Genomic DNA, 15,633 nt, shown 5'->3' with positions numbered 1-15,633 from the left:
AGTTCAACCCTTTGTCGCACCGGCGGTCAGGCCGGCAATGTAGTAGTCCATCAGGAAGGCATAGATGATCAGCGGCGGCGCGGCGCCGAGCAGGGCGCCGGTCATGATCTGTCCCCAGTTGAAGACGTCACCCTTGATCAGGGTCGTGATGATGCCGACCGGCAGCACCAGCTGATCGGTCGATGTCGTGAACACCAGCGGATAGAGGAACTGAGCCCAGGAGACGGTGAAGGCGAAGATCGTGGCCGCGATCAGGCCGGGCAGCGCGACCGGGATGAAGATCCGGGTCAGCGTCTGGAACCAGCTCGCGCCGTCGATGATCGCCGCCTCGTCGAGCTCCTTCGGGATCGAGGCGAAATAGCCGATCATGATCCAGGTGCAGAACGGCACCGTCAGCGTCGGGTAGATGAACAGCAGCACGTACCAGCGATTGACGAGCTGGATGCCGGTCCAGTCGCCGAACACGGCGAACATCTTGAACAGCGGAATGAACAGCAGGCTGTCCGGAATGAGATAGGTGAGGAACACGCCGGTCGCGAGCGTCGCCGAGCCCCAGAATTTCATCCGCGCCAGCGCAAAGGCCGCCGGCACGCTGATCAGCATCGTGATGGTGACCACGATGATCGAGACCCAGGCCGAGTTCCAGAAGAAGCGCAGGAACTGGTTCGAGGTCAGAAGCTCGGTGTAGTTGCTGAGTGTCGGGTGATAGACCCACCACGGATTGGTCGCGGCCGAGATCTCGGCGCTGCTCTTCAGCGAGGTGATCAGCATGTAGATCGGCGGCGTCAGCGAGAAGATCGCAAACAGCACCAGGAAGAAATAGGACCAGCGCAGCGCCCAGGCGCGGTCGCGGCTCATGCTGCCGTACTTGACCTTGCGGGTCGGTCCGGACTTGTCGATCGTCAGCGAGCTCATCAGGCTTCGTTCCCGCGTTTGGTGATGTCGCGCAGGATGAAGATCGCCGCGACCGCGAGGATCGGCACCATGAACAGTGAAACGCTGGCGCCGAGCGGCACATCGCTGCCCTCGATGCCGACGCGGAACGCCCAGGTGGCGAAGATATGGGTGTGGTCGAGCGGGCCGCCCGCGGTCAGGATGCGCACGATGTCGAAATTGGCGAAGGTCACGATCAGCGAGAACAGCGTCGTGATCGCGATGATGTTGCGCATCATCGGCAGGGTCACGTACCAGATGCGCTGCCACCAATTGGCGCCGTCGATCGCGGCCGCCTCATAGAGCTGGTCGGGCACCGATTTCAGCGCCGCCAGATACATGATCATGAAGAACGGCGCGCCGTACCAGACGTTGACCAGGATCACCGAGAAGCGCGCCCACATCGCATCGCCGGTCCACGGGATCGGCCCGATGCCGAAGAAGGCAAGCGTGTAGTTGAAGGCGCTGTAGGAGGGGTCGAACAGCCAGAGCCACGCCAGCGTGCTCATCGCCGGCGGGATTACCCATGGCACCAGCAGCATGCCGCGCCACTTGCGCTGCTTGTTGGCGGGTACGTTGTGCACGAAATGCGCGACGATGAAGCCGATCAGGGCTTTGAAGATCACCGCCGAGATCGCGAAAATGCAGGATTGCTTGACCACCAGCCAGAAGGTGTCGCGCTTGAACAGGAACTCGAAATTGCCGAACCCGACGAACTTCGTCATCGCCTTGTTCAGCGTCGCGAGGTGCAAGGAGTAGAGGGCCGGGTAGAGCACCAGGATCGCGATCAGGAGGATCAGCGGCAAAGTCATCAGGAACGCGGCCATCGACTTGCGCCGCAGCGCGTTGCGCAGGCCGACGCGCCTTCGTCCCGTCTGGGCAGCGGCTGCGCGGTTGGATTGGAATGCGACATCAACCATAACGCAGGTCCCTCGCGCGGGTTGGTTGCACAGCTCGCCGGTTCGGCGGCTGGGATGTGAAGACGGGACCTCGCGCGGCCAACATTACGGGCGGTCGCGCGAGACCTCGCTTGTCGTCAGCTTCGCATGAAGCCTTCGCACTCGCCCTCGGCCCAGGCGAGTGTCTTTTCCATGCTTTCACCCTGGTAGTACCGTAGGCACATCTTGGTCAGCGTGGCCTGGAAGTAGATCTGCTGCGCGATCTTGGGCGGCGCGGGCGAGGCCGCAATCGACAGCGTCTGGTGCTTGTAGGGGTTCGGATAGTGGTAGAGCGTCCCCTTTGGCGGCGCTTGCTCCGCCCAGACCTTCAAGGTCGTGAGCTTTTCGTAGGCCGGCAGGTCATAGCCACCGCTGGCGACCACCATTTTCTCGATCGATGCAGGTTGCGACAGGTGCGTCAGCAGGCTCTTCGCCGCCTCCTTGTTCTTCGAGAACGACCAGATCGACCAGAAGAACGGCAGATAGGGCGCGAAGCGTCCCTTCGGCCCGGCCGGGAACCCGTGCGTCCAGCACTGCTCCGCGACTTGCGGAGCATCGCGCTTGGCGACCGCCCACGCGCTCGGCGGATTCAGGATCATCGCGCCCTTGCCGGCGACCAGCCACTTGTTGTTGGAAGCGTCGTCCCACGCCGACACATCGGGCGGCAGGAACGCGAGCAGCTTCTTGTAGTAGTCGAGGGCCTGGCGCACCGCGTCGGTCTTGACGGTGAGATTGCCCTTGGCATCGACCAGCTGCGCGCCGAACGACTGGAAGATCGCGCCGGCGGTGTCGACGCTGTCGCTGGTTTCGCCAAGGCCGATGCCGAACGGGAATCCAGCCTTGTGGCAGGCTTCGGCCGCCTTGAGGAAGGTATCGAGGGTCCAGTTATCGGCTTTCGGCTCGCTTCCGGCCGGATACATCTCCTGCACGTCGATGTTGGCGTGTTTCTTCATCAGGTCGATGCGTGAGCAGGGACCCTTGATCTGGCTGCCGACGCTAGCGGGAACGCCGAGCCATTTGCCGCCGGCCTGGCCGAGATATTTCACCGTGCCGTTGACATCGCCGTTCAGCTTGATGAGCGGATCCATGATGTCGTTGACCGGCTCTAGCAGCTCGGCGTTAGCCTGCGGCCACCATGTCGGCATCTGGAAAATATCGTGACCGGATTTCGCCTGCGCCTCGGCGGCGATGGTGACGATGTTCTTGTTGCCCTGGCTGGTGATGTAGTCGATCTGGACCTCGACCTTCTCCTTGGCAGCCCATTCATTGACCAGCTCGGTGGACGCACTGTTCGCGCCGGGCACCCAGTGATCCCAGAAGCCCATCGAGAGCTTTCCGGCTGCGTAGGCGCCACGCACGTAGGGGGCTGTAATCAGCGCGGCCGATGACAGCGCTGTCGCTGCGACGAATTCTCGGCGCGAGAGCTTCTTCCGTGACATGGCATTCCCTCCCTGGTAGCCGACGGACAAAAGACTTTTTGAATCCCGTTGTTGTTTTTGTGCGTCGCGTTTGCGCGACGTCGCGGGATTGCGTTGAAACCGATCAGAACAGAATTGCCGGCATCTGTCGAGAAACGAGATGCTGATGCCAACTAGAACTAACGTTGTGGTCAAATAGCAGGCAGTGTCGTTCGCATCATTGCAGTTGCCGGCGGTTTGCCGCGCGTCTTGCGATCATGCTGCGACGCACGCGGAGACAAGGTCGCAGACGGTGCGCGGTTGAGCCGCAGCTTTCCGGTCAAGCCTCAGCGAACTCTGTTCCGCCATGTTGATGCCCGGCGCGGCCGATAGACTTGCTGAAGCCGGAAACGCTAAAGTCCGGATTTGTCGAACCTACTCCCGCATCAATTCCGCAATCCACCACCGATCACGGAGACCCGATCATGCTCATCCCGGTAGCGAAGCTGCGCGCACAATGGAGATTGTGCGCCGCGGTTGGGGCCGCCACCGTCACGTTGCTCGCAGTGCCTCATATGGTCGATGCGCAGATCGTGCAGGGCGTCGAAAAGGGGGCGCGCGAGGGCAACAAGGCTGCCGGGCCGGTCGGCGGCGTTCTCGGCGGAGCCATCGGCGGCGTTGTCGGGGTGGTGACCGGCGTGACCGGGGTGTTGACCGGCAACAATGGCAACAACCCCAATGCCGGCAGCGGCAAGAACGCACAGGGCGCGGCGGCCGGCGCCAAGGCCCCCAAGTCGGCCAAGGCCGCCGCCAAGGACAAGGGCGCGAAGCAAGCGCCGACCGTGCTGACCCAGGCCGGCGCGCCGCAGCTGACGGCCGAACAGATCGTCGCCAACAGCGACGCCAACATCGAACGGATCAAGAAGGAGCTCAACCTGACGCCGGAGCAGGAGAAGAATTGGGCCGGCTTCAACAGTGCGATGCACTATCTCGGCCACAACGGCGCCGACCGACTCAACCTGCGCATCGCGCGGGCGCAGCGCGATCCGCCGGATGACATCATCGAGCAGATGCGCAACGAGGCCCAGTTCCTCAATGACCGGGCGGTCGATCAGCGCGGCGTCGCCGACGCCGCCGAGCCGCTGTTTGCCAGCCTCGACGACAAGCAGAAACAAATCTTCATCAACGAAATGGTCCGCCTGAGCCACGAACGCGGGCTCGACTGAGGAAATCTCGCCGGCCAAGTGGGGACGAATAGCCGGGCCACCAAGCCCTGGGGTAGGTTAAAGGCGCAGCACCCGGCTATTCTGCCGCAGCGGCGCGGCCCGGTTAATTCGTCATTCAATGTTGAAGAAAAACGGACCGGATCACGCCCGAGTGATGGCCGAGTCAGGGCCTTGTCGGGAACCATCCACAGCGCCCGAGGCCAGCGCGGATTGAGCCGTCAATGACCGGGACATCGGCGCGGCAAAGCGACGATGTCCTTCGGACGGCTCTGCCCGGCAATCAGCGATCCGCAAAACGCCGGCGCTTAGCTCTTCGGGAAGTTCAGCTCCACACCGACGCCGTCCGGATCGTAGAGGAAGATCTGGGTGTCGCCGGTGCGCGGCACGATCTGCTCACGGAAGGTGACGTTCTTCGACTGCAGGCGCTTGCGCACGGCTTCGACGTCGCTGGCGGCAAAGGCGATATGGTCGAGGCGGCCGGTGTCCTCATATTGCTTCGCGGTGCCGCGCACCACGATGCCGTCGCGGGGCTTGCGGGTGCCCATCAGATGGACGGTGGCCTGACCGCCGGAATAGAGCCAGTAGCCGGGGAAATCGAGCGGCGGCCGTTCGCCGTTCTCGAGCCCGAGCACATCGCAATAGAACGCCTTGGTCTTCTCCAGATCCTGCGGCTCGATGGTGTAATGCTGTAGTCCACCCAATGGCATGGTTCTTCTCCTTGAGAAATCGGGTTAAACGAAGCTGAGGTCGGCATCGACGCCCAGCATCCAGGCGCCGACGGTCTCGAAATGACTGAAGCGGCCCTGCAGTTGCTGCGTCACGGTGTGGATGTCGCGGAAGCGCCGCTCCAGCGGATGGCCGTCGAAGATCGCAGTGGCGCCGGCGGTGTTGTAGGCGAAATCGACGGCCTCCCGCGCCTTGTGGATGGCATGCGTGGCCGCCATCCGGATCGTCATGCGCTGGGCCACCGTGATGCTGTGGCCGGCAACCAGATCCTTCCAGATGTCGGCCATCGACTGCAGCAGGAAGGCGCGGGCGGCGCGCAGATTGACCTCGGCTTGGGCGAGGCCGGACTGCACCACCGCATTGTCCCGCAGCGTCTTCTTCATGCCGCGCGGCACCTTGTTGCGGGCGACGTCGACGAAATTGTCGAGCGCGCTGCGGGCAATGCCGCAGGCGACCCCGGCAAAGCCGATCTGGTAGCAAGTATGGTTGCTCATCCGGTACAGCGGGCCATCCTCGCGACACTCGCGGTCGAATTCGCGGGTGATCGAATGGTCCGCGCGGACGAAGAAGTCATCGAGCGCGAACTGGTCGCTGGCGGTACCGCGCAATCCGACCGTGTTCCAGATGTCGGTCCATGCGACGTCCTCGGTCCGCACCAGCATGGTGCGCTCGACCTGCTCGCCCTTGGCATCCCGGCGCGGCGAGCCGTCCGCGGCATAGACCGGGCAGTGCGCACCGAGCCAGGTGGCGTGCCGCCCGCCCGAGGCAAACGACCAGACCCCGGTGACGCGGTAGCCGCCCTCGCACTCGATCGCCTTGACCTTCGGGCCGGGGCCCCAGGCGAGCGCGGCACGCGGGTCGGCAAATACTTCCTGCGCGACCGGCAGGTCGAGATAGGCCGCCGACATCGCGCAGCCGCCGGCCTGGCTCAGGCACCACGCCGTCGAGGCATCCGCCTTGGCGATCGTCTCGATGGCATGGAAGAAGGTGACCGGGTCGGTTTCGATCCCGTTGGTTGAACGCGGCAGCAGCAGGCGGAACAGCCGCGCCTCATGCAGTCGGTCGAGCAGGTCGGGCGGCAGGCGGCGCGTCGTTTCGATATCGTTGGAGGCGGCCGCCACCGTGTCCCTGATCGCCTCGGCGCGGGCAATCACGTCGCGATCACCGATAAGGTCCGCAGAAGTCACATTCATGTTCGCCTCCCTCAGGCGCGCCGGATCGTTGCGGAGGCCGCGACGTCGACCGTCGCGTTGAGCTCCTTGTCGATCTGCTCGATCGATTTGCCCCGGGTCTCGAGCCCGAAGAACAAATAGACGGCCCCCGCCATCAGGAACCAGCAGCCGAGATAGACAAAGGCGGTCGGGATCTGGGTCAGTGGCACGTCGGGCTTGAGGTAGTTGTTCGAACCGACGATCAGCGCAAGCCCGACCGGCCCGATGATCTTGCCGATGCCGCCGAAGCCATAGGCCGACCCCATCCCCGTGGTACGCAGATGCGACGGCCAGACTTCCGCCGCGTAGGGACCGACGATCGCAAAGCCGCCGTCGGCGAAGAAGAAGGCGGCGGCCAGCAGCAGCCAGAACGCCGACATGCCGAACAAAGTCGCGTCGTAGTGGTAGCCGGCAATGATGGTCAGCGCGCCGGCGCCGAGGCCGAGCAGGCCGCCGGCAACACGCCGTCCGAGCAGCTCAGAGAACCAGGAGAACGAGATGCGGCCGAGGAAGCCGGTGACGCTGAGCAGGATCATCATCTTGGCGGCGTCCTGCGGCGTCACCTTCAGCAGCAGCACGAACAGCGCGGGGGCCCATAGCGTGATGCCGTAGACGCCGGTTTGCGCGCCGGCATTGCCGAGCCAGGAGACGATCAGGCTGCGCGGATATTTGAACAGATCGAACCAGCTCGTCGTGACGACCGGACCGGCGTCGGCTGCGCTCGGCAGCGGCAGCTCCGACGGCGGCACCTGCAGCGCCCAGGCCAGCGACTTGCGTGCTTCGTCATAGCGTCCTTGCCGGCACAGCCAGCGCGGCGACTCCGGAACCCAGATCCGAACCAGCAGCACCAGGACTGACGGCAGCACGCCGATCGCAAATAGCAGCCGCCACTGATCGGTTCCCATGACGGCTCCCAGCACGGCGCCGAGGCCGACGCCGAGCGGGATCACGCAGGTGACGAGGCCGCCAACCCAGCCGCGCTTGTGCGACGGCATGAACTCCTGCACCAGCGGCAGGTCGACACAATAAAGACCGCCGACGCCGGTTCCGACGAAGAAGCGCAGGATCGCCAGATAGACCCAGCCGTTATCGGGTGTGAAATAGAGCAGGCCGGTCGCGATCGAGAAGTTCAGCACCGTGCCGATGAAGACGATACGTCGACCGACCCGGTCGGCGAGCCAGCCCCAGAGGTAGGCGCCGAGGATGGCGCCGATGCCGGAACTCATCAGCACGGTGGCCGACTGGCCGAAGGTGAGCTTCCACGGTCCGATCAGGAACGCGAGCACGAAGCCAATCAGGAAGTAGTCGAAGAATTCCAGCGCATCGCCGATGATGGCCGCCGCAAGGATCTTGATCTGGTTGCCGGTCAGAGTCGTCCGGCGATCGAGAATCTCGAACATGGCGCGTCTCCCCATGGCGCCTGTTCATTGTTCCCCGGAGCGTGCGTCGCGCCAGCGCATCGCCCATAGGATGAGGCTATCCTCGTGCCAGCGCGAACGACAAGCCCGCGCCGACGCGGGGCTCATCTGCATTGGCGCGATAAGCGGTTCGGCGTACTGCTGCGCACAAATGGTGGTGCGAAAGCCCGATGTGAGCCGCCGGAGCCGTTGACTTCTGCAATGCCGATCGCCCACGTTTGCGTGGAGGAAGCGGGGAGCAGCCGGGTGGACGAAAAGCGCAAGCATCCGCGAACCGAGGTCAATGAACCCGGCTATGTCTCGTCGGGCGGTTCGGTCATGCATTGCACGATCGTGAACATCTCGCCGGAGGGGGCGGCCATCGAGGTCGAGAATCCGGCCTTCGTCCCGCACCGATTCCGCCTGGTGATGGCCCTCGACGCCTCGGTCGTCTACGAGTGCCAGGTGATCTGGAGTAAGAAGTCGCGAATTGGAGTGAGTTTCGTGGCAACCGCCTGAGCGCGGCTATCTCGATTGGGGACGCCCATGAACCTGCGTGCCAAGGCGGTCGGGTTTCGTTGCTGGAACAGCAGGTGATCCGCCGATGACTCCGGAACCTGCAACGATCTGCCTTGGCTGCTGGCAAAACCTGCATATGCCGATCCCGTTGCGCGGTCCCTTGGCGGCGCCGTTCCGTCTGTTCGGCGTCCGGCCGAGCCGCATGAACCCGAACACATGCACGCTCTGCGAGATGGCCTTCTCGAAGATCATGAAGGCGCGCGCCGTGACCATCGACGCCACCATCCTGTTCGCCGATCTGCGCGGCTACACCACACTGACGCAGACCATCGCGCAGGACGGGCTGACCTCGCTGCTCGACGCGTTCTACGACGACTGTGCCGCCGCGATCTGGCGCTATGACGGCATCCTCAACAAGACCATCGGCGACGCCGTGTTCGCGATCTTCAATTTTCCGGTGCGGCGCGACGATCATGCCGTGCAGGCCTTGCTCGCGGCGCGCCAGATCCAGCGCAGTTTTCGCGACAGGCACGACGCGCTGGTGCGGGCGATCGGCGCCGGCGACATCGAGATCGGCATCGGAATCGGGATGGATAGCGGTGACACCAATTTCGGTGAGTTCGGCCAGGCCCACCGCGACCTGACGGCAGTCGGCACGGTGGTCAATCGCGCGGCGCGCGCGCAGGCGGCCGCCAGGTCAGGCGAGATTCTTGTGACGACGGCCGTGCGGGATCGAACCCGCGACATGATCACGGCAGCCGGTGCCGATTACACCCTGAAGGGCTTCGACCAGCCCGTCACATTATTTCCTGCGTGAATTGGCTTTCGCGTGAATTGACGCGGCGCAAAAAAAGACGGCTCCAGCGTGCAACTGCGCGCCGAAGCCGTCGGGGATGGTCGTTTGCCGATTACGAACGCCGCCTCAACGCAAGGTCGGCGGCTTTGTTCCAGCCCGGATGAAAAGCTTCGAACCGGCGTCAGCGCCACATGCCGCGCATCCGGGCGCCGATGTCGATCGGCGGCGCGCGGTTGGCCGCCGATGCCTGCGCGGCCGCGGCGCGCGGCCAGGTGGTCCGCTCGAACATCGGCAGCAGTCGTTCCGGGATGAAGCGGGTGCGCGAGGCGTACATGTGGCGGTCGCCCTTGGCCGCCTGGCCGTGGACGAAGAAGCGCTGCGGTACCAGCAGATGCAGATCGTCCTTGGCGCGGGTCATCGCGACATAGAGCAGGCGGCGCTCCTCCTCGAGTTCGGCCGACGTGCCGGCGCCGAGGTCGGAGGGCATGCAGCCGTCGACGACATTGAGCACATAGACGGATTTCCATTCCTGCCCCTTGGCGGAATGGATCGTCGACAGGATCAGATAATCCTCATCGAGCAGCGGCACGCCAGCCTGGTCGCTGGTCGCATCGGGTGGATCGAGCGTGAGCTCGGTGAGAAAACGTTCGCGTGACGGGTAGCCGGCGGCGATCTGCTCGAGCTGAATGAGATCGGCGCGACGTACCTCGCTGTCCTCGTGGATGCGATCGAGATGCGGTTCGTACCAGAGGCGGGCGCGTTCGATGTCGACGGGCCATTCCGAGTAGCGGAGGTTCTCGATGGCCTCCACGAACAGCCGCCAGTCCGCACCGGCGCGGGGCGGAGCGGGCAGTGCGACGAGCGCAGCGATCGGATCGGCGGCCTCGGTCATGCGGTCGAGCACCCGCTGCGCCGAGGTCGGTCCGACGCCGGGCAACAGATGCAGGATGCGAAAACCTGCAACCCGGTCGCGTGGATTGGCGGCGAAGCGCAGCAGCGCCAGCATGTCCTTGACATGCGCGGCGTCGAGGAATTTGAGGCCGCCGAATTTCACGAACGGAATGTTGCGGCGGGTCAGCTCGACCTCCAGCGGTCCGCTGTGCGAGGAGGTGCGGAACAGCACCGCCTGGTGCTTCAGCAGGTTGCCTTCCTCGCGATTGGCCAGCACCTGCTCGACGATGTAACGGGCCTGATCGGCCTCGTCGCGGATCGTGACGAGCAGCGGCTTGCGGGTCGAGGTCCGGTCGGTCCACAGGTTCTTGGTGAAGCGTTCCTTGGCGAGCGAGATCACGCCATTGGCGGCCGACAGGATCGGCTGCGTCGAGCGATAGTTGCGGTCGAGCGTGACGATCTCGGCGGCCGGGCTGAACTGGGCCGGGAAGTCGAGGATGTTGCGCACGGTGGCGGCGCGGAACGAATAGATCGACTGCGCGTCGTCGCCGACCACGGTGAGCCCGCGGCCCGCGGGCTTGAGTGCGAGCAGGATCGAGGACTGCAGACGGTTGGTGTCCTGATATTCGTCGACCATCACCTGGTCGAAGCGGCCGCCGATCTCCTCGGCCAGTGCGGTGTCCGTCACCATCTGCGCCCAGTAGAGCAGGAGGTCGTCGTAATCGAGCACGTTCTGCCGCTGCTTGGCTTCGACATAGGCCCCGAACAGCTGTTTCAATTCACCGGCCCAGCCGGAGCACCACGGGAAGAACTGGCCGAGCACGGCCTCGATCGGCATCTCCGCGTTCACGCAGCGCGAATAGATCGCAAGGCAGGTGCCCTTGGTGGGGAACCGGCTTTCGGTGCGGGAGAACCCGAGATCGTGGCGGACCAGATTGATCAGGTCGGCGGAATCCTCGCGGTCATGGATCGTGAAGGCCGGGTCGAGGCCGATACGCTCGGCGAATTCGCGCAGCAGCCGCGCGCCGATGCCGTGGAACGTGCCGGCCCAACTCAGCGCGTCGGTCATGACCGAGGCGCGATCGCCGAGCACGCGGCGCGCAATGCGCTCGACGCGGCCGGCCATCTCGGCGGCGGCGCGCCGCGAAAAGGTCATCAACAGGATGCGGCGCGGATCGGCGCCAGCGACGATCAGATGCGCGACGCGATGGGCGAGGGTGTTGGTCTTGCCGGACCCCGCGCCCGCGATCACCAACAGCGGCGCGCCGACGATGCAATCCTTGCCGACCCCGTGCTCGACAGCGCGGCGCTGCTCGGCATTGAGCGCATCGAGATAGGCTGTGTTGGCAAGATCAGTCACGAATCACCCCCACGAAACGCTAACAGACATTGCGATTCATTGGGGCCGACGCGCCGAGGCGGACGCAGAGAAATTAGATTGACATTAACGCGGCGCGGCGCACAACCCCGCCATGGGTGACGTATCCAAATCCGACACGCCGCTGAAGGCGACGTTCAAGGTGCGGCTGAACGGCGAGACGGTGACGCTCGCGACCGTCGGCCAGGCCTATAGCTTCATCAGCAATCTCAGCGCCGTCGAATGGATGGAGTTCCGCTCGCTGCATGACGAGGCATTGGTTGCGCTCGAGAGAGCGGCCGGTAACGCCATGCTGACGGTGCAAGCGACCAACGCGTTGCGGATGCTGTTCGTCCGCGCGAAACTGCTTTGAAAAGAAAATGAACCGCCTTGGTGTTCCATTGGCCCTCCAAGGCGGCCCGAGAGTGCGGCTGAAGCGCATTGCGCACCCGGCCGTCGCGTGTACCGCCGTTACCTTGTTTGCGGCCATAACGAACAGCGCCTTACGCAACCACCGCCGATTCGGCTGTAGCCGCGGCACCACAATCACAGGCCAACGTCATCGACCAGGCGGTCATACACGAGCGCAGACCGGAGGTTCATGGTTGCGATCTTCAGATAGCCCGGCTCGCGCATGGCGTTGTTGAACATCATGATCGCCGTCTTCCAGTAGCCGCGCTCGCGCTGATCCAGGTTCAGCGCGGACAGGTAGTCCGCGGCGTCGCCGACCGTCGCGAGCGTTCGCCCGTCCTTCAGCGTAATCGGGAACGCAAGCGGCGACCGCTTCTCCAGCTCCAGCACGTCAGGCTCCCCCCAGGACCAAGCAGCAATAAGACAAAGCAGCAATAACAGGAACAGACCTAGCTGCGCCGCTATATCAAAGCCTTAAGGGGACGTCCGGCCTGGCTGGAGCGGACGGTTCAGAAAGAATCCGCCAGCGCGATCTCCGCCTTCAGCGCATCGATGCGCCGTTCGGCTTCCTCGGACGTCAGGTCGCGTGCGTACTGGTTCGGCTGATAGGCCTCCTCGGCGAGGCTCCTCAACCGCAGCGCCTGGGCACGGGTCATCAGCCCGCCAAGCCGCTCCGCAACCCCACCATATCTTACCGCTGCCACGCTCATTGCTTGCCTCGCTTGCTGGATCGTGACTTGACAATATGTTCTATTTTTGTTCTAACAAGCCATGGACAACAAGATCAATGAAATTCGGCGCAAGATCAGCACGTTGCGAGCTGAGATGACCCTGATCGAGGCGTCGATCCGGGATCAGGTCAACCGCGACCTCGATTGCAGTGAAGCATCGTACCGGCTGATGGCGATGCGAGCCGAAGTGGCCCAACTGGTCGGCCGGTGGAAAGCCGCCGGCGGCGGCGAGCGTCTCCCCACGGTCCGAGAGCGGCTGAGCCGGAGCTTCGAGGACCGCGCCGGCACGAAGGTCAAGGTGGACAAGGACAAGGCGAAGCCTACGTCCGGCCACAGCAACGCCCGGGTGTGATCCGGCGGTTCGCCCAAAGAGGGGAGCCTCGAACACCGGCTCAGGCCCAAATCAGGTTTCAAGGAAGGAACCCGGACCGCAGGATCTGCATTTTCTTGTGGTGAGAGCCAATACCATAGCATCGCCCAGCGCCATGATCGCCGATCCGACCGCGCCACCGCGGGCATCGATGAATGACGATCGCAGTCCACTGCTGACGCTGATCTCCTGCATCAGCTGCATCAGGACGATGCGGCTCGAGAGCAGCCATCCGGGCAGCGAGGGCAGGGATATTCTTCAGTACCGCTGCGAGCAATGCAGCCGCATCGAGCGGGTGCAATTGGTGCGGCGAAGCTGGCCGGCGGAACGCTAGCCTTTCGATTTTGAACTAGTGTCCCGAATCCGAAGTTCGCATCATTTGCCGCATCTTCGGAGCGAACTTCGGATTCGATAAGGACACTAGCAAACTTATGATTCTAGTGTGCTTTATGAATGCGAAGTTCGTGAAAGTGGCTGCCGCGAAATCGCACGAACTTCGCATTCAGCACACTAGGAGCGGGCTTTCGCCTTTGGTCTTGCCACGACGTCATGCGCGGTGGCATCGAACTCGCTCGAAGCGTTGCCGGATGGCCCGCTCGTCGCGCTGCCGACGCCGTGCCCCGTCAACTTTGCGAGTTCGCGGCTGAGGTCGTGGATGTGGTACGGCTTGCGTAACACCGGAAAGTCGGACCTCACGTCGCGCGCGCTCGCGCTGTAGCCTGTCGTCAGCAGGATCGGCAGCTCGGGCTTTCTGTCCCGGATCGTGCGCGCCAGCTTCAGTCCATCAATCCTGCCGGGCATGACGATGTCGCTGAACACCACATCGATTCCGTTGGCGTCGATCTCCGACAAGGCGGCCTCCGCGTTCGGGGCCCAGCGCACGGTGTAGCCGAGCTGTTCGAGCAGGCCCGTGCTCGCATCGGCGACGGCAGGATTGTCCTCGATCAGCAGGATCGTGGCCAAGCCGGGCGTGCTGTGCCCCGTGGCGGTGCGCTTTGCGGCCGCGGTCCCCCGCGGCAGATAGATGCTGACCGTCGTGCCCTTGCCGAGCGCACTCGTAATCTCGACCCGTCCGTCCGCCTGGTGCGCGAAGCCGTGAACCTGGGACAGCCCAAGGCCGGTCCCTTTGCCGACCGGCTTGGTGGTGAAGAAGGGATCAAAGACCTTGTTCATGACATCGTCGGGAATGCCTTCGCCGGTGTCGGTAATGCTGACGACCACCTGGGCGGCTTCCGGGACATTGCGCGCCGCGACGGTCAGCGTGCCGCCGCAGGTCATCGCATCCCGGGCATTGACCACGAGGTTGATCAGCGCGGTCTCAAATTCCGTCGGATCGACGAAGATCGGCCAGAGATCCGGTCCGATCTCCATGTTCAGCTTGATCGCGCCGCCGAGCGCGCTGGTCAAAACCTCTCGCACCGCGGTGATCCTGTCAGCGACGTTGATGGTCTGCGGATTGACACTCTGCCGACGCGCGAAGGTGAGGAGCTGCCTGGTCAGGGACGCGGCACGCTCAGATGCGGTTTCGATCGCGCCGAGTGCAAGCGTCCCCCGTTCGCTCATCACCTCGCGCTTGATCCGGTGCAGATTGCCGGAGATGATCATCAGCAGGTTGTTGAAGTCGTGCGCGACGCCGCCGGTCAGTTGGCCGAGCGCATCCATCTTTTGCGATTCCGCAAGCTGACGCTGCACCTGTTCGAGCTTCTGATGCGCGTCGCGCCGCTCGGAAATATCCCGGGTGATCTTGGCGAAGCCGACCAGGCTGCCGTCGGTATCGCGGATCGGATCGATCACGACGCTCGCCCAGAAGAACGAACCGTCCTTGCGGACCCGCCAGCCTTCCTCCACGTAATGCCCGGTCTCTTCCGCGATCTTGAGCGCATGGGCGGGTTTGCCGGCAGCCTGGTCGGCCGGCGTATAGAACCGCGAGAAGTGCTGGCCGATGATTTCGCCGGGCGAATAGCCCTTGATGCGCTCGCCGCCGGCGTTCCAATTGGCGACGATGCCGGCCGGCGTCAGCATATAGAGCGCGTAGTCGGTGACATTGCTCACCAGCAGGCGGAACTGGCTTTCGCTGGCCTCGAGATCCGCGCGTGCCTGACGCCGCTCGGTGATGTCGCGGGTGACCATTGCGTAGCCGACGAGCTTGCGCTTCTCGTAGATCGGATCGATGACCACAGCGGCGTAGAATTGCGACCCGTCCTTGCGGACAGACCAGCCTTCGGCCGCTGAGTGCCTTTCCTTCCGCGCCATCTGCAGCGCTCTCGCCGGAACGCCGGATGCGCGATCCTCGGCAGGATAGAAGACCGAGAAGTGCTGGCCGAGGATCGCCTTGGCCGGATAGCCCGTGATGCGCTCGGCGCCCTTGTTCCAGTTGATGACCCGGCCATCGGGGCCGAGCATGCAAATGGCGTAGTCGACCACGCCGCCAGCGACCGGCCGACGATCGTGCCGGCTCTCGACGATGCCCCGTTTGGGTTGTTCTGATTTCTTAACCATCACCGATCCTGCCCCCGCCCGAAACGCGCGGGGATGGTCAATGTTCCATGCGAGCACGAGGACCGGGCGATCAGGGCCGGCTCCGTCGTTCTTCGGAAAAGTTCGGCCAACGGTCGGAACTTTTGGTTCCAATCGCGATTAAGGTACTCGGTTTGCGTCACAAATTGCGGTTTTGGCGTTTTCCCGCTTGAATAGATCAAGGGCAGTCATTCTTATGGTCACACTGGCTTT

The 15,633-nt window shown here is 63.8% G+C and carries 16 protein-coding genes; 6 read left to right on the top strand and 10 right to left on the bottom strand.

The window, feature by feature from the left end:
- Positions 1-3: 3 nt before the first annotated feature.
- The 3 genes from J2R78_RS36595 to J2R78_RS36585 all read right to left on the bottom strand — a co-directional run bounded on the left by J2R78_RS36595 (position 4) and on the right by J2R78_RS36585 (position 3,310).
- The gene (locus J2R78_RS36595; protein WP_225164406.1) at positions 4-915 is read right to left on the bottom strand and encodes a carbohydrate ABC transporter permease; all 912 of its coding nucleotides are present in this window, start codon (positions 913-915) and stop codon (positions 4-6) included.
- The gene (locus J2R78_RS36590; protein WP_253608629.1) at positions 915-1,853 is read right to left on the bottom strand and encodes a carbohydrate ABC transporter permease; all 939 of its coding nucleotides are present in this window, start codon (positions 1,851-1,853) and stop codon (positions 915-917) included. Before J2R78_RS36590 ends, J2R78_RS36595 begins: the two co-directional genes overlap by 1 nt.
- 116 nt (positions 1,854-1,969) lie before the next feature.
- Positions 1,970-3,310 carry an ABC transporter substrate-binding protein gene (locus tag J2R78_RS36585; protein WP_253608628.1) on the bottom strand — a complete coding sequence of 447 codons (1,341 nt, stop codon included), beginning with the start codon at positions 3,308-3,310 and terminating at the stop codon, positions 1,970-1,972.
- Between the two features lie 443 nt (positions 3,311-3,753).
- Between J2R78_RS36585 and J2R78_RS36580 the strand changes: the two genes are divergently transcribed.
- Positions 3,754-4,494, top strand: a complete 741-nt coding sequence (locus J2R78_RS36580; protein WP_076828866.1) for a Spy/CpxP family protein refolding chaperone — start codon at positions 3,754-3,756, stop codon at positions 4,492-4,494.
- A gap of 305 nt (positions 4,495-4,799) precedes the next feature.
- Here J2R78_RS36580 and J2R78_RS36575 read toward each other — a convergent pair whose 3' ends face one another.
- The 3 genes from J2R78_RS36575 to J2R78_RS36565 are packed head-to-tail and all read right to left on the bottom strand — an operon-like array spanning position 4,800 to position 7,831.
- Complete coding sequence (locus tag J2R78_RS36575; protein ID WP_253608627.1) at positions 4,800-5,201, bottom strand: VOC family protein; 402 nt, start codon at positions 5,199-5,201, stop codon at positions 4,800-4,802.
- 24 nt (positions 5,202-5,225) lie between these two features.
- Complete coding sequence (locus J2R78_RS36570; RefSeq protein WP_253608626.1) at positions 5,226-6,413, bottom strand: acyl-CoA dehydrogenase family protein; 1,188 nt, start codon at positions 6,411-6,413, stop codon at positions 5,226-5,228.
- Positions 6,414-6,424: 11 nt separating this feature from the next.
- Positions 6,425-7,831: an MFS transporter gene (locus tag J2R78_RS36565; protein ID WP_253608625.1), complete on the bottom strand. Its 1,407-nt coding sequence runs from the start codon at positions 7,829-7,831 to the stop codon at positions 6,425-6,427.
- A 264-nt stretch (positions 7,832-8,095) separates the two neighbouring features.
- Between J2R78_RS36565 and J2R78_RS36560 the strand changes: the two genes are divergently transcribed.
- Positions 8,096-8,347, top strand: coding sequence for a PilZ domain-containing protein (locus tag J2R78_RS36560; RefSeq protein ID WP_253608624.1), 252 nt, complete (start codon positions 8,096-8,098; stop codon positions 8,345-8,347).
- 85 nt (positions 8,348-8,432) lie between these two features.
- Positions 8,433-9,164, top strand: a complete 732-nt coding sequence (locus J2R78_RS36555) for an adenylate/guanylate cyclase domain-containing protein (protein WP_225646743.1) — start codon at positions 8,433-8,435, stop codon at positions 9,162-9,164.
- A gap of 160 nt (positions 9,165-9,324) precedes the next feature.
- Here the strand turns inward: J2R78_RS36555 and J2R78_RS36550 are convergent, their stop codons facing one another.
- The gene (locus J2R78_RS36550; RefSeq protein ID WP_253608623.1) at positions 9,325-11,394 is read right to left on the bottom strand and encodes an ATP-dependent helicase; all 2,070 of its coding nucleotides are present in this window, start codon (positions 11,392-11,394) and stop codon (positions 9,325-9,327) included.
- 112 nt (positions 11,395-11,506) lie between these two features.
- On the opposite strand from J2R78_RS36550, the gene J2R78_RS36545 reads away from it, so the two are divergent.
- Positions 11,507-11,764: a hypothetical protein gene (locus J2R78_RS36545; RefSeq protein WP_057018676.1), complete on the top strand. Its 258-nt coding sequence runs from the start codon at positions 11,507-11,509 to the stop codon at positions 11,762-11,764.
- Positions 11,765-11,937: 173 nt separating this feature from the next.
- Here J2R78_RS36545 and J2R78_RS36540 read toward each other — a convergent pair whose 3' ends face one another.
- Complete coding sequence (locus J2R78_RS36540; protein WP_168856375.1) at positions 11,938-12,192, bottom strand: hypothetical protein; 255 nt, start codon at positions 12,190-12,192, stop codon at positions 11,938-11,940.
- 119 nt (positions 12,193-12,311) lie between these two features.
- Positions 12,312-12,512 carry a DUF3072 domain-containing protein gene (locus J2R78_RS36535; protein ID WP_026192767.1) on the bottom strand — a complete coding sequence of 67 codons (201 nt, stop codon included), beginning with the start codon at positions 12,510-12,512 and terminating at the stop codon, positions 12,312-12,314.
- Between the two features lie 61 nt (positions 12,513-12,573).
- Between J2R78_RS36535 and J2R78_RS36530 the strand changes: the two genes are divergently transcribed.
- Together J2R78_RS36530 and J2R78_RS36525 are read left to right on the top strand one after the other, a co-directional pair.
- Positions 12,574-12,885 (top strand): hypothetical protein, encoded by a 312-nt coding sequence (locus J2R78_RS36530; RefSeq protein WP_253608622.1) that lies wholly within the window; start codon positions 12,574-12,576, stop codon positions 12,883-12,885.
- Positions 12,886-13,054: 169 nt separating this feature from the next.
- Positions 13,055-13,237 (top strand): hypothetical protein, encoded by a 183-nt coding sequence (locus J2R78_RS36525; RefSeq protein ID WP_225646739.1) that lies wholly within the window; start codon positions 13,055-13,057, stop codon positions 13,235-13,237.
- A 176-nt stretch (positions 13,238-13,413) separates the two neighbouring features.
- Here J2R78_RS36525 and J2R78_RS36520 read toward each other — a convergent pair whose 3' ends face one another.
- Positions 13,414-15,402: a PAS domain S-box protein gene (locus tag J2R78_RS36520; protein ID WP_309145030.1), complete on the bottom strand. Its 1,989-nt coding sequence runs from the start codon at positions 15,400-15,402 to the stop codon at positions 13,414-13,416.
- Between the last annotated feature and the right edge of the window lie 231 nt (positions 15,403-15,633).

Origin of the sequence: Bradyrhizobium sp. USDA 4538, assembly GCF_024171045.1 — a bacterium.
GTDB classification, from domain to species: domain Bacteria; phylum Pseudomonadota; class Alphaproteobacteria; order Rhizobiales; family Xanthobacteraceae; genus Bradyrhizobium; species Bradyrhizobium australafricanum.
The sequence above is the reverse complement of the archived record's forward strand: the minus strand, read 5'-3'. Positions and strand labels throughout refer to the sequence as shown.